The sequence below is a fragment of the Romboutsia sedimentorum genome, assembly GCF_030131845.1.
Classification (GTDB): domain Bacteria; phylum Bacillota; class Clostridia; order Peptostreptococcales; family Peptostreptococcaceae; genus Romboutsia_D; species Romboutsia_D sedimentorum.
In genome coordinates, this window is the sequence record NZ_JASKYM010000006.1 from 1 (window position 1) to 20223 (window position 20223).

Genomic DNA, 20223 nt, shown 5'->3' on the forward strand with positions numbered 1-20223 from the left:
TAAATTTCCTTCTGCTCTAAGTCTAGTAGTTACTTCTGATAAACCTTTTGTTGAGTATATTAATAAATCTTGCATTCTTGCTAAATCTGGTGATTTACCACATACTCCAAATTTAGTACATCCACTACATCCTGCTGTTTCTTGACATTGATAACAAAACATTAAATTTTCCATATAGTTCTCTCCCATTAAATGTGTATTTTTTTTACTCTTTTTAAATTAAAATTTATTTTGCAATTTATTATTGTATAATTAATTTATACTAATAATAAAGATTTAACTATTTTCTTTCACTTATACAGTACTCTGTTTCATTTTTTTGTATATATTCAAAATCGCCATTTACTTCATTTACAAATGCTTTTATCCATAAATTTCTTAAGTCATAGAATACTTCAACATCCATTCCTTCTTTTTCCCATATATCTTTATGAACACAGATTCTTTTTTTCCACTCAACAATATCATCTTGTGAAATAATAACTTCATTAACTCTATCACAAGGCATACCATCTAATATATAATCATTTAAGCTATTATATATATCTTTTGCATTTAAAAGATTCTGACTGCTTTTTACTTCTTTAGCAGCTTTAATACCTTGATATATATATACATTTGCTAATTTAACTAAATTATTTTTATCATTTTCTAGCATAACTTTAGTCCAAGATGCCACTCTTCCTTCAGAAGAATTTATCTTACTTTGTAACCAACCATGTATGTTACTTGTATCTATTATTTCTTCTAGATTTTTATTTTGAGTATTTTCTCCATATTTTAAATCTATTTCATTTTTAATTTCATCTATATTTAAGCCTTCCTTTTGAGCTAACTTAATAATCTCATCTTCTAAACCTTCAAACCATAAAATCTTATCAAATAACCAGTAGTGTATTTTTCCTAAAAATAAACTCATTTTATTTCTCCTTGTTTTAATGTGTATTTCTTATACCCTTTTAAGTTATAAGCATTCTTTTAATTTTTAATTAGTTACTATATTCATATTATATTGCAATATTTCTAAAATGGATGTAACATACGTTACGAATTTTAAGTTTTATAAAAAATTTATTAATATTTTTTTTATTTGTTAAAATATGATTTATATAATGGTATATTATAATAAAAACTTTTACAGAGGAGAATCTAATGAACTTATCAAAATTTACTGACTACGGCTTTAGAATCCTAATTTATTTAGGAAATCATCCTAACGAATTATTTACAGTTGATGAACTATCTAGTTACCTTGGATTATCTACTCATCACATAAAGAAAATAATCTATAAATTATCAAAAAATAATTTAATTGATTCAACTAAAGGAAGAAACGGTGGTATTAAATTAGTCAAAGATCCAAGAGATATTAATTTAGGTGATATTTTAGAAATAACAGAAGATAATTTAAATATGGTTGAATGCTTTTCTGATAGTTCTAATTCGTGCAATTTGACTTGTAATTGTAAGTTAAAACCTATTCTATACGATGCTTTAAATTCATTTAAACTAAAACTTAGTGAATATACTTTATATGACATACTTTAACAGTAAATATTTTTTACTGTTAAAGTATGAACAATCATAAATTACTCAAATATATGCTTTATAAATTGAATTGGACTATATATTATAAGCCTCGGTCCCGAGAATTTCATTACTTCTTTAATTTTAATTTTCATATCTTTTTTGTAGCAGTGTATTGGACATTTGCTACAAAAACCCTTTTCATTTCCAAATTTGCATAAATCTAGTCTTTTATGAGCATATTCCAAAAGTTCATTACATTCTTTACACAACTCATTCCTTCTGTTATGCTTTTTTTTACAGTATATGTTTATCATTAACCCTATTGTTTTTTTTTCTTTCTCTATTCTACTCATATCTCTCTCCATATAATTACATCTCAAGTTATCTATTTAATATTTATATATTAAATACTTAATTAGTCTTCATTTAATTTTTCTAGAATTTCCTCTAAATTTAATCCATGTATTTCACAAGCTTGTTCTAACTTTTCCATCTTTTCTAAATTTATCTATCTTAATTCTGTCTATAAATTCTCCTAGCTTTTCGCCCATTTGACCATGTTCATTATAATATTCTAGTATTGTCTTTACTACTATATATGCTTGTTTTTCAGATAAACCTTTTATAGCTATATCAGAACTACGTGGATTAAATCCAGCAATGACTATATAAAAATATAGTCATTGTTTACAATCTTCTTAATTAATCTATACTTATAGCTGAAACTGGACAACCATCTTTAGCATCTTGAGCTGACTCTAATAAATCGTTCGCAATATCTTCTTTTATAGGCACTGACTTACCTTCCTCATCCATACTAAATACTTCTGGACATGTTCCTGCACAAGCCTCACATCCTATACATGTGTCTCTATCTACGAAAGCTTTCATATTTTTATCTCCTTATAAAATTAATTTATTTTAAGAAAGTGGTTTAGATATAATAACCAAAATTTTGCTCAACTCTTTAGCTATAACATTGTGTTCAATTCTAGCATCAAATGGTAAAAAATCACCTTGATTTAATACGAACTTTTCTCCATTTGCAAACTCCATATCTATGCTACCCTCTAATACATAAACTGCTGCATATCCATTATGAGTATGATTAGGCAGTCCTTTACCTTCTTCAAATTTAAAATATACTGTTTTAAATTTTTCATTTTGAACTAATATTTCTCTATTAGTATTTAAACTATTAATATTTATTAGGTTTAATTTTGTGTTATTTATGTTTAGCATAGTAATTTCCTCCAACTTATTGATAATGATATCATATACTTTACATCATTAAGTTTCTGTAACAGGAGTTACATATATATATTTACTTTGTTGGAACTTTTAAACATGATGCTAAGTCTTTTTCTGGTGTACTTATGTATTATTCTGTAGGCCTAGATATCATATTTTTGAAAAAAAGCACCAAACATTATCTAAAACATTGAAATAACTGTATTTTTATGAAATTTCAATGATAAGCAAATTTAAGACTGTTGTTGTCACAAATTAATGACACTACGCAAGTAATTGTAATAACTAGATTGATTTATATAGTGTCAATATTTCAATTATGGCACAAAAAAAGAATCTAACGATTAAAATCGATATATTCATTGCAATTGCTTATATTGAACAAACTTTGGTGCTTTTTTTCGGAAATATGATAAGGAGGCCTTGAGGGAGATATTGCAATAATTTATAAAAATCAGAATTATATTTACTATAATGATATACTAATAAATAAGTCGTAGATGTAAGAAATGTCGATATTACGTGGATCAATCCGACCTCATTTATAGCTGGCAATACTTTAAGAAAATATATTTTATTATATTATTAAATATATTTTCTTAAGTAGTTATGAAAAAATAACTTAACAGATTAATTAAATAACAAGGGAGATTTTATATGGGAAAATTAGTAAATTTAAAATTTAAGGTAAAGAAGTCTAAAATTGCTATACTTATGCCGCTTGTGGTCTTTTCTCTTACTAGCTGTGGAAAGGTAGCAACTCAGCCACCTGTAAACACGAAGTCTGACACACAATATAATTCGGCATTTTCACAACTTGAAAGTGATTATGGTGTTAAACTTGGTGTATATGCTTTTGATACAGAGGCTAATAAAGAAGTCGTATATCGTGCTGATGATAGGTTTGCTTACTGTTCTACATTCAAAGCTTTAGCCGCTGGTGCTGTTTTAAAACAAGATTCATTAGATCAGCTTAAACAAGTAGTTAAATATAACAAAGAAGATGTTCTCTCTCATGCTCCAATTACAAAAGATAACGTTGATAAAGGCATGACCATTGAAGAAATTTGCAATGCAGCATTACGTTTTAGTGATAATACAGCTGCAAATCTTTTATTTGATCATATAGGTGGACCTAATGGTTTTAAATCAGCACTTAATCAATTAGGGGATAACGTTACGCAACCTACACGTATAGAACCAGATCTAAACGAAGCCATACCTGAAGATATTAGGGACACTAGCACACCAAGACAATTGGCAACTGATTTACAAGCATACACAACTGGAGATATATTAACAGACGATAAGAAAAAAATTCTTATTGATTGGATGACAGGTAATGCAACAGGTAATACACTAATTCGTGCCGGAGCACCAGAGGGCTGGGTCGTTGCTGACAAAAGCGGAACTGGTTCTTACGGAACAAGAAATGATATTGCCATAGTAATGCCCCCAAACAAAAAACCTATAATTATTGCAATATTGTCAACTCACGATACAAAAGAGGCTAAACATGATGACAAACTAATTGCTCAAGCTTCTAAAATTGTATTCGATTCTTTTACCACAACTGAAAATAACAATTAAAGTAAGTTTGTTTATATAATAACTTAGCCTATGGATATTGCAAATGCATACTACAGAAACGCAAAAGAAAACATTATCTAGAAAAATCGTACACATTAATACATAAATTTCCTTTAGTGTGACTCAAATCCTACCTTCTTTATTTTTAAGGAATATGCTTAAAAATATATTTTAGAGTAATTAAAACACCGATATATTCAAAAAATTCTTTAAATATATCGGTGTTTTGGTAATATATATCTTAACGTATAAAATCTCCTTATACTTTATTTGAAATATCTATAAATAAATTATAGGATTTTCATGAAACTTTATCTTTAAAAAAGCTATAAACAAATTTCAAAATATAAAATCAAAAATAATAATTTTAATTTTATATTCTCACCTATTAATTTTAAGAACATAAAAAAGCCCATATATAAGCTTATACAGGCTTTTCTTCTCCTTAACGTTATCTGATTTTTTATTTTTCTTAAACTTTTTAGAATTAATTTTTTCATTTGAGATTTTTCTTTAAATTTTTAATCATAGCCTGCTCTGTAATAATCCAAGTTGTTCCGATTTTTTTAATATCCTCATCAATAACAAACTTGCCACGAGCTACCTTTTTTCTCAAACAAGAAGCATCTACTCCATATATAGCTTCTATATATAAAAACGTATACAACCCTTTGAAATTCCCACTTGCCATAACGTTTCCCCCTTAAACCTTCTATGCTTTATATATTCTACAAAACAAAATAAATCCATTTTTATTTTCCCGCAAGCGTGGCAAATTAAGGGTAATCATAAACAATAATGTCATGTTTGCGTGACATTTCAAATAAATCTAATTCTTTTGATGAAATACTTTCTTAAAAGCTATAGATATACCAGAGTTGGATAGCGGAGCAATGGTTTTATCAAATGCGAAATATCAAGCAATAAATTTTATGCCGACACCAAGTAACTATACTCATTTAATCTACCTCATTGGCAAATCACTTTATATTTGGTATTCTATAAAAGTTTATCTAAATAAGTATGAACACCATCTCCATCCATATCAGGTAATGCGTACTCCAGAGAATCAAACCACAGTTGCTGATCAAACCCTCTTTCAGAAACACAGAACACCACATATTTATAAAGAGCCATTTCATGTCACCCTATATCTCTTGCTTAAGTCGTTGAACTTGTCTTACTGATATACTTAACTTTTCGGCTATATCTTTATTTTTTAAGCCTTTGTTTACTAGCTCTCTAAGTTCATTTATAGTATCTAATTTTTCTTTTTCTCTTTTAGTTAAACCCTCTTCATTTCTTCTGCTCTTTCTTCTTCTTTCATTGTTCCTATCGTACTTTTCATCAACCCCAATGATAGTCTTCATGTGCTTTTGCTCACTTGTACTTATGTCTAATCGCTCAATTAACGTATCGTTTTTGTACCAATAACCTTCCTTATCTCTCATACCCTTAGAAACTCGCTTACGTTCCCCACATCTTAAGCCTTGTTCATAAGCTATGAACTTATCTATAGCCTTTGGAACACTTCTTAAAATAGCTCTTATCTCAATTTCCTTCAGTGGCTCAGTAAATGCATTATTTAACTCCATAACTATGTTTTCAAGTTCATAAGAATCTCTAACATATATGCCCTTCCAGTACACATAGCAATGTATAACCATATTTCTAAACCCAGTCATATCGTATTTTCTAAGTTTGCATAGAGTTTGTAAGTCATTAGATCTTTCCATATGTAAGCTATATGAATTAAAGAATTTATTTGAAACAACCTTAGTATCATTTTTCTTAGTTTCTACAATCTCCAACTGATGTGATTTAGGCTTGTAGTTTAAATATTGCTCTCTTAAATCATACATAGAGTACTCTAATTCATTATCAATATATAAAACCTTGCAGTCTTCTTCATTCTTAGAATTTATAGTCCCTGGCAATCTAAGTACCCTTGCACCGTCTGTTGATTTTCTGTCAGCGCCTAAATGCTTTAATTGGTAATATATATAGTCTTGTAACTCTTGCCATGTATTTAAAGCTCCATAAGGAGCGTTTTGTATTCTCCAATAAAGATGAACTCCACGACCGCTATCTGTAACCATCGTAGGCTTTGGAATCTTTCCATCATAGTAAAGTTGCCATACTATATATGCAGTTTCAGCTTTTTCAAAACCGACTTTATTACAGTCTATATCTTGAAATAATGCTCTGAATTGCCGAATGTTTTCTACTCTTCGCTTTGGTAGATACATTGTATTTGGTGATAGGAATACATCATCTTCATCGTTAAACACTTCTACAATCTCTCTTAACCCCTCATTTTTGGTGTTATATATTTTAATAGTTTTGTCACCATTATTATTTTCATCATTTAATTTTAATATTTGTATATATCCATCTGTACTATCATTGTACAGATGATCACAAAACTCTGTCATTTGCATAAAAAATACCCCTCTACTTTTAGTTACTTAGCACTAAAGATAAGGAGTTTGCTCATATTTATTTAAAAAATTTAGCATTTAATAAGAATTAAGATGTTAAAATTTGTATAAATCAATTTTTATATTATTTTCTATATCAAAATTATTGATATGTTTGAATTATTATGATAATATTAATACATATGAATAATATAAAAAATCTCTTTATGAGAGTTCACTCTTATCAAGAGTGCTATAGGAAAAGTCAGGAGTAAGTCGCCAAACTTAATCGCTCCTGGCTTTTTTGTTATTTAATTTTCGATTTATTTATTTAAATTTTAACATAAATTGTTATATTAGTATATATATTTTGATTTTTCGATATATAAGTATAGAATTCCCTAATTTATTTTTAATTAATTAATTAATTTTCATTTACACAATAAAAAAGACTGTTTCCGTTACAGTCTTTATAAAGGGGTATTGGGATTTTTTAAATACTATTTTATGGGGGGATAGTATTTATTTTAATTAACTTAATTTCAAGGGTAAAGAGGAACATTGAGCATAGCTCCTCTTTATATGTCTATTACTTAATCGTCTATACTGAGTCAATTCCTATTGATTTATCATTTTATGTCATTTATTGTTGTCTATGTATACAATATACTGTGTATGTAAATTTATGTCTATATTATAAAATAAACTTTATATAAAAATTATTTTATATAATAAATTAGTTAACTTATTTACTTTGATACTCTTTTATTAACTTATTTAATGTTGGTCTACTAACACCAATTTCCTTAGCTAATTGACTTTTATTAAATGCTCTACTTAAATATTTATTATAATAATCTTCAAAGTTATCTACCTTTATTTCTTTACGACCTTTATATTTTCCCGCTGCCTTAGCTATTGCTATACCTTCTCTTTGTCTTTCAAGCATATTAGTTCTTTCAAATTCATTTATAGCACCTATCATAGTTAACATTAACTTGCCTGTTGGTGTAGATGAATCTATATTTTCTTTTGTGCTTACTAAATTTACACCTTTTGATTCTAATAGCTCCATTATATGTAATAAATCTTTTGTACTTCTTGCTAATCTACTAAAATCATGTATTACTATACTATCTCCTTCTCGTACAAAATCTAACATCTTATTTAATTCTTCTCTATTTATATCTTTTGCACTTACTTTCTCTTGAAATAATTTTTCTACATTATATCGTTGCATTGTTACTAACTGTCTACTTTCATTTTGTTCAACGGTACTCACTCTTACATATCCGACTATCACAAATAATTACCTCCTGTACTTTAACTTATACGTTAATAATACAAAATCTTAAAAATAAAGTCTAGACTTAGTTTACATTTTGTAAAATAACATAAAATATAATTCTAATTTTACATTTTATATTATATTTCGCATTGTAAAATTAAAGTGTACTTTATATTTACATATTTGTGTTAACTAAATTACTCTTACTCATAAAGATTAATAAAAGTTCTAATTTTATAATTTCTAAATAAACAAGGAGGCGAAATTATGAAGATAAAGAAAATTCAGCTTGCTGTTGTTTATATGTTTTTAGCTTTAAATTTATTTGTATTAATAACTGCTAAATCACCATATCAAAAAATACTATGTACTATGTCTTTAGTTTGTTTCTTATTATTTTTAAAATCACAAAAATCACAAAATAAAAAATAATATAAATAATTCATAAAATAATTGTTTTATAAATCTTTATATAATTCATATAAAGATTTAATTTTAAAATTATTTTATGAATACAATATAAATTTATATTTTAAATTATTTTTAGTTTATATTTTAAATTATTTTTAGTTTATATTATGAATATTATTATAATCATAAAATAAATTATAATATAATTTATTTAAAATTTATATTATGATTTTTAAAATTTTATATAGTCTTAATATGTAAGTTATTTCAATATATACGTATTCATTTGATTTGTATACAAATAATATATAAAAACCTCTAGATAATATTATTTAAAATTACATTATCTAGAGGTTTTTTATATGGCGATTTATTTAGATTTAATTTTTTTATATAAAATATTTGAAATTAAACCATACACTAATCCCAAGATAATATAACCACTTATTTTATCAAATTTTAAAACATCAAAAATTATAAAACATATTCCAATAGAAATTAATAGTCCTGCAACTATAAAAGTAAATTTATTTTTCATCAACTTAAATCTATCCCTCCTTATAAAGCATTACTATTGAATTTATTATAAACTTAATAAATCTGTAAGTCTAATAAAAAATAGTTTAGTTCAAGTGGTTTTTGTATTTCACTTTATGGCATAGTTAAAGGAATATTATGAAAACATCTGTTTTAGTGTGAAACTTTAATCTCTGCTATAATTAAGTGAACAATGGTTTATATTACTAATTAAAATCTGTTTATATAGTATGGAGGAGAGTATGAGGGAATATTATTTGAAATATAAGGAGCATAATATTTGTGTTTATGAAAATGGTACAGGTGAAATTCCAATTGTATTATTGCATGGTGCAGGACTTGATTCAGCAATGCTTTCATGGCAAGAAGTAATGAATTTACTTCCAAGTAATTATACAGTATATGCTATTGATTTGCTTGGACACGGAAAAAGTGACAAACCAGAAAATATGTCATGTGATATGTTTTATAAGAATCATATTGAATGTCTAGAAAACATAATTGATCAACTAAAACTAGATACATTTATTTTATCTGGACTATCAATGGGCGGAGCAATTTCAATTGGATATACTTTAAAACATCCTAGCAAAATTAAAATTTTAATACCAGTTGATTCATGGGGATTAATAAGAAAAATGCCTTTTCATAGATTGTATTATTGGTATGTCAATACATCTCTTACAAGAAAATTCTTTCAATACTTTGCAAAATATAAATGGCTTATTAAGTGGAGTGTTAGTTATTCACTAATAGGCGACAAATCAAAAATATATAAAGAATTAGTTAATACTTTATATAAGATATGCCAAGATTTAGATATTGGAAAATCCATGGAAGACTATCAACGTAGTTCTATTACAAAACATAATAATATTCCAAATTTCATCGATAAATTACCGAATATCTCTGCACCTGTATTGTTTATAAATGGAGAAAAAGATCCTTTAGTCTCCGTTAAAAATGTAATAGAAGCATCAAAAATAATTGCTAATAGCCATATTCACATTATGAAAGGGTGTAAACATTGGTCACAAAAGGAGAGACCCGAAGAATATGTTGCAATTATTGATAAGTTTATATGTACATTTTTAAATCCATAATCTAAACCTCAATTTTAAGCATTAAAACAACAAGTCTTAAAATTGAGGTTTAGGGACTTGTTATATATTTTTAAGAATAGTTTAGTCTACATTTTCATGGTCAGAGAGCGTCTTATCTCTCTCCCACTGTAATTATACCATAAATAATAATTTTTTTTTAGACTGTTAATATATCTCTATTTCTATATAATTGATAGGGCAGATTAAATAAGTTAATTTATATAATAAAGGAGGGCATGCGATGAGTCTAAACAATTATGAATGGGATCTCGAAAATGAATGGTTGCAAAAAGTTCTTAACGAGGCTAAAAGACAACTTGATGAAAAACGTGATGCTAAAGATAAGTTAAAAAAAGATGCTATAGAAACACAAAGAGAACTATGGAATGACTTAGGGTCTGTTTCTATAGAAAATGGATTAGATCAACTTTCAGATTTCGTGTCATTTATGGATATTATGAGAAATCAAAAAAGAAGCCATGAATTTACCAAAAAACTTGAAACAAAGTATGAGAAAATGATTGTATCTCCTTATTTCGGTCGAATTGACTTTGTTGAGGATAACGAATCCTCTACTGAAAAATGTTATATTGGATTATCAAATCTTATTGATGAAGATTATGATTTTCTTGTATATGACTGGAGAGCACCTATTTCAAGTATGTTTTATGACTATGAAACAGGACAAGCAAGCTATGAATGTCCAGAAGGGGTAATCTCTGGAGAAATCACTAGCAAAAGACAGTACAAAATCAACAATGGAAAAATTGAGTACATGTTTGACAGTAATTTAAGTATTGATGATGAAATATTACAAGAACTGTTGAGTAAAAACTCTGATGATAAAATGAAAGGTATAGTTACAACTATTCAAAAAGAGCAAAACCAGGTAATTCGTAATGAAAATTATAAAAACTTAATTGTTCAAGGAGCTGCCGGAAGTGGAAAAACTTCTGTAGCACTTCATAGAATTGCATATTTACTATATAGACACAAATATACAATAAAACCAGAAAATATAATAATATTTTCTCCAAATAATATTTTTAATGATTATATCTCAAATGTATTGCCTCAGCTGGGTGAAGACAATATGTATCAAACAACATTTAAAGACTATATGCATAAAGAGCTAAGTAATGAATTTAAGAAAGAAACCACTTCAGAAATGATGGAATATATACTTAATTCTAGTGAAAAATTAGCCTATCAACATAGAATTAAAAATATAAAGTTTAAGACATCATTAGAGTTTATGAACATTTTAAAACAATATGTAAATCACTTAGAAACAATGGACAGAGGTTTTGAAGATATTATTATAAGAGGTAAGTTAATAATTTCATCAAAAAATATACAAAAATTATTTTTTAATGACTATTCAAATCTACCAGTTAAGAGAAGATTAAAAAAATTAAAATCAAGAATTCTCTTTCTTATTGAACCATATAAAAAAGCTTGGATTGATGAAATATACCAAGAACTTGATGAATCTGGAGATTTTATAGATAAGCAAGAAATGATAGAAAAGAGTACATTAATTGTAAATGAAAATTTAAAACATATCAATTTTAAAATTTCGCAAATGACAGAATTTAATTTAGTTAAGATTTATAGAAATCTATTTAAGAATTTAAATAAACTTTCAAATAAAATTAATGTTAAATATGATAATAATTTTATATACCATATAAAGACTTATACAATAGATAATTTAAATGCAAGGAGACTTTATTATGAAGATCAAGTTGCACTTTTATACTTAAAAGGGGCACTTGGAGATATTCCAAATACATCACAAATTAAATATGTAATTATAGATGAGGCGCAAGACTATACTCCACTACAATATGAAATATTTTATCAACTTTTTAAATCAGCCAATATGACTATATTAGGAGATATAAATCAATCAATTAATCCATTTATGAATGTTGGAAATTATAATAATATTTATAATATATCAAAAAATGATACTTGCATAATAAACCTAACAAAGAGTTATCGTTCAACAATGGAAATTACTAAGTTTTCAAGAAATCTTCTTACCGAAAATATAAGTGACGAGTATGTTGAAAGACATGGTGATGAGCCTAGTGTTATTGGTTTTTATGATGAAAATTCTATGAATAAAAAACTTATTGAAGATATAAAATCTTACAAGCAAAAGGATTATAAATCTATTGGTATCATTACAAAAACAGCACGCGAAACTAGAGATGTATATAACTTGTTAAGAGCAAATGATATCGATGTAGTGTCTATAGAAAAAGATGATGACGATTATACAAATGGTGTATTAGTAATACCTTCATATCTAGCTAAAGGTCTTGAATTTGACGTAGTTTTTATATATGATGCAAGTAATAAAAATTATAACAGTGAAGATGAAAGGTTACTCCTCTACACTTGTTGTACAAGGGCTCTTCATGTTTTAAATATATATTATTTCGGTGAAATAACTTCTTTATTAAAACACAATAAAGATATCTAATAAAGTGCGCCTAGAATCCATTTATTTAGGTTCTAGGGGCATAAATTTTATTTAAATCCTAGTATTGTATTATACTATTTCGTCCTTGATTGATTCTACTACATTGCTTTTTTTAACACATGATGAAGAACAATAATACGATAAGAAAATAGATACAATTATAAGTGTAGTATACATTATAATTATTCCTACTGGGAAAACAGATATAAACTCAGACCATGTGGTTAACGTTAATCTTGACATATACCAGCAAATAAATAATACTATCGGGGTACTGACAGCAATAGGTGTTACACCGAAGAATAAACCTTCTAGCATTAATATTTTATTTAATCCCTTTGGTGTTAATCCTACTGACCTAAGCATAGCAAATTCTCTTTTGCGTAATCTAAGATTATTCGAAATGGTAGAAAAGGCGTTAAATATACCAATTAAACCAATCATTAAGGCCACAGCAAAAACACTAATAGATATGGATTTTTGAACTAGTGCATCATGATTCTTTTCTTCCAGCAAAGTCCATATACTAAAATCATCAGATCCAAGATAAGAACTACAAATCTTACTTAGTTCTTTTTTTACATTTGGACTAGCTTTATCACCGACCAATAAATCAATTCCCATAACGCTGTATTCAAGCATACGTTCTGGCATAAATTTACTAACTGTTTGCTGGTATGTTTTCATAGGAACTATAAAAGCTATGCTATATCCACCCATTTTTAAATCACTTGGAGAAACATCTGTAACAGCTCCAACTTTAGCCTTAAATTTATAATTTGTATTCATATCCTTCTCTACTTTTTCATTTAAAACTAGCTCATCACCCTCTTTTATATTTAATAGTGGTATTTTTTGTGTGACTTTTGAATTCTTTGGTGTATGATATGTACTGTCTAATAATATTCCTGTAACTACATCATCTTTATAAAATTTCTTAGAATCAATACCAATATCTTTACAGTATTTTTTAAATGATTCATCACTTAATCCAACTAGATTTGATATAATTCTATGCTTTCCATTTTCATTCAATACAGGATATTTCATTGTATTTACTTCATCAAATCCTCCAGATTTAGCAAAAATATCTGATTCGTGTTGTTTTGTTACATAAGTTGAGGTACGTACTTGTCTTCTAACTACACCATCCTTAACCTCAGGTATTGAAAGAATTTTATTTATCATCTCATCACTTGGTTCTTCAATAATATTTAGATCAACAGTCATATCATATTTGGTCATTTGATCATTTTTAGACTCAGCTAAATTATATATAGATACAATACTAATATATCCAACGGTTAAGGTAAAACACATTGAAATGGATAAAACAGCAGTGCGTAAACTTCTTTTGTTAGCTAAAAATTGTACTTTTGCTAGTTCACCTTCTATACCAAATATTTTATTAATTATTGGGTAAGATTTTTGCTTTTTAAGTTTCATACTATTGCTATTTTGACGTATTCCAACGATAGCTGATACTTTGGCTACTTTCCTCGCTGGGATATACGCTGATATTAAGACTGTAATCAATGACATAATAATAGCAAAAATAACAACGACCCATGAGAAGGAAATATCTATCTTCCTAAAATCTTCTGTAGCACTAAGAATTTCATTGACTTTAAAAACAACTATATGACTAAATAGATATCCTATCATAATACCAATTGGTAGTTGAACAATCCACAGCACAACCCCTTCATACAGGACAGAATGCTTAATTTGCCTTGGGGTTGCCCCTAAACTTTTTAGTATTCCTAATTGCTTAATCCTGCTGTTTGCAGATAGTGAAAATGCATTATAGATAATAAGAATAAATGCCCCCATAACTAGCAAAGTCATTATTATTACGGTTGCTAGTACTACTATGGCTTCAACATTTGTATTATTTTTATCGCTAATTCCATATAAATTTAATAACGGTGTATTATAAAGAATATTATATTTACCATATTCATCCTGTTTTAACCCCGTAGACTTAGCTATTTTAGGTAATATCTCATAGATTTTACGAGGTTTCTCAAATCTCATATAAACCGTAAGTTCATCTTTAGGTTTTATTTGTGAGTGATTCAAGTATCCCATAGCCATATATCCGGGATATACAGAACTCCCATAAATATCTAATTCTCCAACTATATTGTACGTTTTAGTTTCTGTTGTATTAAAAGTCTCCCCTGATTGTTTGTTATGTTGGGTTTGAATTATTTCATTATCTAACATACGATTGCCTATTGGAAGAGTCAACTTGTCACCAATTTTATACAAAGGGTTATCCAAGAAAAATAATTTTGATACAACAATTTCTCCAGATTTTTGAGGCAGTCTCCCTTTCGTAAGTTTATCTTTAAGACTCATATCAGACCAAAACTTTTCATCTGCATCTCTCATTAATAAATACGGACGTTTTGTATCAGAACATTTAGCAGTAATCCACTGCCCTTTAACCATAGTGGTTTCAACCTCTGGGTTTTCTGTTACATATTTTAATTTATCACCACGTATCGACTCATATAATTCACCATGCCAATACCCTCCATTTTCAATTGTAGAAGTTACTTTTGCTTCCCATAAAGTGTGTACAAATATGCATAGTGAACATAAAAGTGCACAAGCAATTGTAATAGCAACCATTATAGAAATTGTATGTCGCTTGTTCTTTTTTAAATGGTGATATGTATATTCACTCATGATATTCATTACTTAATCACCTCATCTGAAACAATTTTACCATCATCTATTCTAATCATTCTATCTGCTGATAATGCAATTTTTTCGTCATGAGTAATTATTAAAATAGTTTGATTGTACTCTTTATTTGAAACCTTTAACATCTCAAGAATACTTTCAGAATTTTGTCTGTCAAGGTTTCCAGTTGGTTCATCTGCTAGAACAATGGAAGGTCTATAAATTAATGAACGAGCTATAGCAACCCTTTGCTGCTGACCCCCTGAAAGCTGGTTTGGGAGGTGATTAAGTCTTTCATTCAAACCAAGCATTTTTACAATCTTATCAAATTCTTCTCTTTTAGGCTTTCTACCATCTAGTAGCATAGGTAGTAGTATGTTTTTTTCAACAGTTAAAGTAGGTATAAGATTGAAAAATTGATATATTAGCCCTACTTTTCGTCTGCGAAATAAAGCCAATTTAGTTTCATCCATTGATGAAATATCAGTATCATCGATATATATTTTTCCTTCTGTAGGTTTATCAACTCCCCCTAACATATGTAGGAGTGTAGATTTTCCTGACCCACTTGCTCCAATTATTGAAACAAATTCGCCTTTGTTTATTTTTAAGTTTAAATTATTAAGTGCAGTAACCTTTGTGTCCCCCACTCCATAGGTTTTTGTAAGATTTTCAGTTCTTAGTATTTCCAAAGTATTCTCCCCTTTATTTATTAGTCCATATTTTCAAAGAGTTTATGATTTGACTGTGTATTTCTTTGATTAACTTTATTTTACTTTTTCTATCTTACATCTTAGTGACAGAGCTAATTAATTTCTATAAAACTTTATTATAAATTTTGCTCCTCCTGTTTCTTTGTTTAAAGCAATAATTTCACCATTTTGTTTTTTAATTATAGACATTGAAAGAGCAAGTCCAATTCCCACGCTATCTTTGGATGAATTTGCACCCTTATAAAATCTAGTAAAGAGTTTAGGAATATCCTTCTTATCAAATCCTTTACCATTATCTTCAATTATTATTTGCGTACATATAGGATTTTGTTTATAATCTATAGAGATTTTTCCTCCATTTGGTGTGTGCTCAGAGCAATTTTTGACTATATTTAAAATGGCTTCACTAGTCCAATGAAAATCTCCATTAAAAAATAGATCACTATTGTCTTTAATAAGAAGTTGTTGTTGTTTTCTATCTATCATTAAATGTAGAGGCTCAACAGAGACACATATCAATTCATAAATATTAATAGGTTTATGTTCCAATGTCATTGCATCTGCATCGATTTTTGAAAGTACTAACAATGATGAAACTAAATAATTTAGTCTCTCTATCTGTAATGAAATACTTCCAATATACAAGGCCTCATCTCCGTCAATATTGCTATCTTCTAATAATTCAACCATCAATGACATGGATGTAAGTGGAGTTTTAAGTTGGTGGGATATATCCGCAAGATTATTGCATAGATTTTCTTTTTCTTCTCTTTCCTTTTCGCTACGTTCTCTAAGCATCATAACAATTTTATATAATTCATCTTCTAAAATTGAAAAATCATCTTCTTTATTCTGAGCCTTCATTCTATAAATTCCTTCATTTATGTCGTAAAGATATTTAGCTAAATCGTCTATACGTTTACGTTTTATAATATTTGAAACTAATAGCGTTCCTCCAAAATAAAAAAAGAGTACTGCAATTAGTATCACACACCCTATAAGTGCTTTGCTAAATCCCTGATTAATATTAAAAATAACTTTAGAATCTTCAATATAACCATATTTCTCTAATATTTCTTTACCTTTATTTATATCTATTTCATTTTTCTTTTTTAGTGACGATACCAAGTCTTGTTCAATATCAGAATTAGCATTAGCACCAGCTGCTATAAGTTGAGCAGTTTTTTCATAAAACATATTCTCTGATTGTTTGTAAATAAAACTACCAAATATAACACAAAAAAATGTTATATATATAAAACCACTAAATAACCATATTTTAATACTTTTTTTATTCATATAAACTTTAATCCTCCAGTCTATAACCTATTCCTCTTACCGTTTTAATAAAAGAATCATCTTCTAGCTTGTTCCTAAGACGTTTTATAGTTACTGATAACGTATTATCATTTACAAATTCTCCATTAACATCCCATATCTTTTCCAATAAGATAGTTCTTGTCACAGTCCGATTTTTATTTTCTAATAATTGTAATAATAAATTGTACTCACTCACTGTCAATTCTACTTCATGATTATTTTTATACACTCTTGATTCTGACTTTATTACTTTAATATTGTTACACCATAAAACGTCTTCTTGAATTTGCTGTTTAAGTGTTCTTCGTAAAACAGCAGTAATACGAGATTGTAAAACGCTTAATTTGAAAGGTTTTGTAATATAGTCATCTCCCCCCATATCTAGTCCTTTTATCATAGTACTTTCTTCATCTTTGATAGTAAGAAAAATAATAGGGACATCCTTAATCTCTTTTACATAACGGCAAAAATCAAATCCTGATCCATCTGGTAGATTCAAATCTAGTAATATTAAATCTATATCATTTTTAAAAAGTTCTTTTCCTTTTTTTAAATTTTCCCCATGAACAACCTTATAATTATTTTTAGATAAAAATGATTTAATTCCAAAAGCAATTGTATCGTCATCTTCAATTATCAAAATCGTAAACATCTATTTATCTCCTTAATTTTTTATATCTTGAAAAATCAATAAATCTAAATCTTATTTTTTCTAGTATTTTCAAATCATTCACTTTTGAATTTTTAATTAAATTTTAACATAAATAGATATATTAATATATAAAACCCAAAATAAAAACACCATATTATTCCAAATAAAGTTATTAATATAGATGCTAAAAATATATTTATTTAAATCATCTTTTAAAATGAAATACTTTAATATATATCATATTTAGTTGAATAAGGCTAATTATCAATTTATAAAAATTAGGTAATCAGTCTTTACATATAATATGAATTATACAACAATTCATATTATAAATTCTATATAATTTATTTTTAATTTATAATATAATTTATTCTAAATGCATAATGTAATTTATAATATTTTTTTCATAATAAAATATAAATCAATATAAGTAATTTAAACGTATACAAGCATATATATACTTAAATCAAATAAAAACCATCGAAGTAATATCATTATAAACAATACTATCTCGAGGGTTTTTAATATTTAAATTTTCTATTTAGATATATGATTTAATTTAATCATTTTCAAATGATTTATAGGATTTTCCTTGCCTATTGTAACTTTAAATTTATCATTTTCTTTAGGAATAATAGTTACCATATTGTCTTTATATTCTGATTCATCAAAGTCCATACTAAATCCAATTTGTTCTTCATCACCATATAAATAACAAGCAACTTTTTTTCCATCCATAATTTCCCCTTTTGCTTTTGTGCTTTAATACTTAAATTAACTTATAAGTATATATTTTTATTCTAACCAATAAGGTGGTCTATTTAGTGATTTAGGTAATTTTGTATTAGAGTCTCCTTTGGCAGTGTTAATTTGAGATTGAGTAATAAAAATACACTCAGATAAATTAGCACCTCTTAAATCAGCATCTCTCAAATCAGCCCCAATCAAGTCAGCTTTACTTAAATCAACACCTCTAAGATTTGTGGCAATAAGAAAAGCGCCTCTTAAATTCGCGCCTTTTAAGTCTATCTTTCTAAGATCTGAACCTATACAATCTAATCCTCTTGGTATATTTTTGGTTTTACTTTTCACAAAACATACTTTATTTCTAACTATTTCGCTAGTTTCAAAAAGTAAAGCATTAACCTTATCTTGGTGAGATGGTATGTCTAATTCTATAAGAGAATCAGGATTTAAATAAGTAAGTTTATCTGTCTCCTCTATCATAAATCTAATTTTATCATGAATAGAAATATTCTCTTTAAGTGAAATAGCTTGATTCAAATACCATAGCATTTCATGAAGTTGTCTCATAACTAAGAAAACATCAAACATCTGGTTGGAAGATTCTTTTTCTTTACTCCAATCGCATCCATTGTATGTAATTTGAGCTACCTTTTGACCTGCTCCAAAGCAATCATAAGCAGTGCAACCTTTAAGACCTTGGTTCCTAAGATTTGTATGTATAGAACATCTAAAGTTTGATTGTAAATTTGTGCATGGTTTTCCAGCCACTTTATCAGTTGGAAATCCTTCTGATTTTGAAAAATATAGTGCAACACAGCAAAGTCCAAAACATTTTTCACAATCGACTCTTAAGTTTTTATATAATTCTGTATCTGAATATGTCATCTAGTTTACCTCTTTTTTCCTATAAATATTTTCACGTTAGCGTGACATTATTCATAAAAAAGAGTTGAATCGAAATCGTTTACCATTTCTAGTCCAACTCTTTTCTATGTTTTTAATAAAACACCCTCACTATAATTCACCCTATAAATTTTTGTTCCTCATTTTCATAAACTTGGAAATAATGTATGTAACCACCTTTAATATAATTAAATTGATTATCAAACATATAGCAATCCATAAAACTATCGATTTCATGTAGTCCCCTAACTAAAAATACTATTATATTATTATAATTCCTAAAAGTAACTATCTACTTCCAATGTATATTATAGCTTTTTTATGCTCTATTAGCATAGACATTAATTTATTATTTATTTTGTATTTTATAAGTAACATCATTAATAATAATAAATATTATCAATGAAATAAAAAAGATTAATATATTTGATAAAACCCCTTTTATTAAGATTCTTTCAATAAAAGCCTTAACCCCTAAAATTATAATAGCTGAAATAGTTATAGTCTTTAACAAATCCTTATTCATATTAACTCCTCATAACTTTAATGATTGTTGTATGCCTTTATAAT

Annotated in this window: 19 protein-coding genes and 1 pseudogene; 5 read left to right on the plus strand and 15 right to left on the minus strand. The window is 27.2% G+C overall.

Translation table 11 applies throughout. The features are described 5' to 3' along the window. Both QOZ84_RS16630 and QOZ84_RS11395 read right to left on the minus strand, forming a co-directional pair. Window positions 1–174, minus strand: a pseudogene (locus QOZ84_RS16630) (hydroxylamine reductase); the annotation flags it as partial. Between the two features lie 106 nt (window positions 175–280). Next, window positions 281–919 carry a hypothetical protein gene (locus QOZ84_RS11395; RefSeq protein ID WP_284133087.1) on the minus strand — a complete coding sequence of 213 codons (639 nt, stop codon included), beginning with the start codon at window positions 917–919 and terminating at the stop codon, window positions 281–283. 233 nt (window positions 920–1152) lie between these two features. On the opposite strand from QOZ84_RS11395, the gene QOZ84_RS11400 reads away from it, so the two are divergent. Continuing rightward, window positions 1153–1548: an RrF2 family transcriptional regulator gene (locus tag QOZ84_RS11400; RefSeq protein WP_284133088.1), complete on the plus strand. Its 396-nt coding sequence runs from the start codon at window positions 1153–1155 to the stop codon at window positions 1546–1548. 41 nt (window positions 1549–1589) lie between these two features. On the opposite strand, the gene QOZ84_RS11405 is transcribed toward QOZ84_RS11400, so the two are convergent. The 3 genes from QOZ84_RS11405 to QOZ84_RS11420 all read right to left on the minus strand — a co-directional run bounded on the left by QOZ84_RS11405 (window position 1590) and on the right by QOZ84_RS11420 (window position 2772). Then, complete coding sequence (locus QOZ84_RS11405; protein WP_284133089.1) at window positions 1590–1883, minus strand: nitrous oxide-stimulated promoter family protein; 294 nt, start codon at window positions 1881–1883, stop codon at window positions 1590–1592. Between the two features lie 349 nt (window positions 1884–2232). Then, entirely contained in the window at window positions 2233–2421 is a 189-nt protein-coding gene (locus QOZ84_RS11415) for a ferredoxin (RefSeq protein ID WP_284133090.1), read from the minus strand. 30 nt (window positions 2422–2451) lie between these two features. Continuing rightward, entirely contained in the window at window positions 2452–2772 is a 321-nt protein-coding gene (locus QOZ84_RS11420) for a cupin domain-containing protein (RefSeq protein ID WP_284133091.1), read from the minus strand. Window positions 2773–3438: 666 nt separating this feature from the next. Between QOZ84_RS11420 and bla the strand changes: the two genes are divergently transcribed. After that, on the plus strand, window positions 3439–4371 hold the full coding sequence (bla, locus tag QOZ84_RS11425) for a class A beta-lactamase (protein WP_284133092.1): 933 nt from the start codon (window positions 3439–3441) through the stop codon (window positions 4369–4371). Between the two features lie 496 nt (window positions 4372–4867). Here the strand turns inward: bla and QOZ84_RS11430 are convergent, their stop codons facing one another. The 4 genes from QOZ84_RS11430 to QOZ84_RS11445 form a co-directional block, all read right to left on the minus strand. After that, window positions 4868–5062 carry a hypothetical protein gene (locus tag QOZ84_RS11430; protein WP_284133093.1) on the minus strand — a complete coding sequence of 65 codons (195 nt, stop codon included), beginning with the start codon at window positions 5060–5062 and terminating at the stop codon, window positions 4868–4870. Window positions 5063–5370: 308 nt separating this feature from the next. Continuing rightward, complete coding sequence (locus tag QOZ84_RS11435) at window positions 5371–5508, minus strand: hypothetical protein (protein WP_284133094.1); 138 nt, start codon at window positions 5506–5508, stop codon at window positions 5371–5373. An 11-nt stretch (window positions 5509–5519) separates the two neighbouring features. Next, window positions 5520–6812 carry a response regulator transcription factor gene (locus tag QOZ84_RS11440; protein ID WP_284133095.1) on the minus strand — a complete coding sequence of 431 codons (1293 nt, stop codon included), beginning with the start codon at window positions 6810–6812 and terminating at the stop codon, window positions 5520–5522. Window positions 6813–7536: 724 nt separating this feature from the next. Then, on the minus strand, window positions 7537–8094 hold the full coding sequence (locus tag QOZ84_RS11445) for a recombinase family protein (RefSeq protein WP_284133096.1): 558 nt from the start codon (window positions 8092–8094) through the stop codon (window positions 7537–7539). 252 nt (window positions 8095–8346) lie between these two features. On the opposite strand from QOZ84_RS11445, the gene QOZ84_RS11450 reads away from it, so the two are divergent. The 3 genes from QOZ84_RS11450 (at window position 8347) to helD (ending at window position 12624) form a co-directional block, all read left to right on the plus strand. Then, window positions 8347–8511: a hypothetical protein gene (locus tag QOZ84_RS11450; protein WP_284133097.1), complete on the plus strand. Its 165-nt coding sequence runs from the start codon at window positions 8347–8349 to the stop codon at window positions 8509–8511. 758 nt (window positions 8512–9269) lie between these two features. Next, a complete protein-coding gene (locus QOZ84_RS11455; protein ID WP_284133098.1) occupies window positions 9270–10130 on the plus strand; it encodes an alpha/beta fold hydrolase in 861 nt (286 codons plus the stop codon). A gap of 241 nt (window positions 10131–10371) precedes the next feature. Further along, complete coding sequence (gene helD / locus QOZ84_RS11460) at window positions 10372–12624, plus strand: RNA polymerase recycling motor HelD (protein WP_284133099.1); 2253 nt, start codon at window positions 10372–10374, stop codon at window positions 12622–12624. A gap of 69 nt (window positions 12625–12693) precedes the next feature. Here helD and QOZ84_RS11465 read toward each other — a convergent pair whose 3' ends face one another. The 6 genes from QOZ84_RS11465 to QOZ84_RS11490 all read right to left on the minus strand — a co-directional run bounded on the left by QOZ84_RS11465 (window position 12694) and on the right by QOZ84_RS11490 (window position 19635). Then, window positions 12694–15330 carry an ABC transporter permease gene (locus QOZ84_RS11465; RefSeq protein ID WP_284133100.1) on the minus strand — a complete coding sequence of 879 codons (2637 nt, stop codon included), beginning with the start codon at window positions 15328–15330 and terminating at the stop codon, window positions 12694–12696. Continuing rightward, entirely contained in the window at window positions 15330–16010 is a 681-nt protein-coding gene (locus QOZ84_RS11470) for an ABC transporter ATP-binding protein (RefSeq protein ID WP_284133101.1), read from the minus strand. Before QOZ84_RS11470 ends, QOZ84_RS11465 begins: the two co-directional genes overlap by 1 nt. Before the next feature lie 117 nt (window positions 16011–16127). Further along, window positions 16128–17330 (minus strand): sensor histidine kinase, encoded by a 1203-nt coding sequence (locus QOZ84_RS11475; protein ID WP_284133102.1) that lies wholly within the window; start codon window positions 17328–17330, stop codon window positions 16128–16130. A 7-nt stretch (window positions 17331–17337) separates the two neighbouring features. Continuing rightward, entirely contained in the window at window positions 17338–18003 is a 666-nt protein-coding gene (locus QOZ84_RS11480) for a response regulator transcription factor (protein WP_284133103.1), read from the minus strand. A 537-nt stretch (window positions 18004–18540) separates the two neighbouring features. Then, a complete protein-coding gene (locus tag QOZ84_RS11485) occupies window positions 18541–18741 on the minus strand; it encodes a hypothetical protein (RefSeq protein WP_284133104.1) in 201 nt (66 codons plus the stop codon). Window positions 18742–18798: 57 nt separating this feature from the next. Further along, a complete protein-coding gene (locus QOZ84_RS11490; RefSeq protein ID WP_284133105.1) occupies window positions 18799–19635 on the minus strand; it encodes a pentapeptide repeat-containing protein in 837 nt (278 codons plus the stop codon). Window positions 19636–20223: the final 588 nt, after the last annotated feature.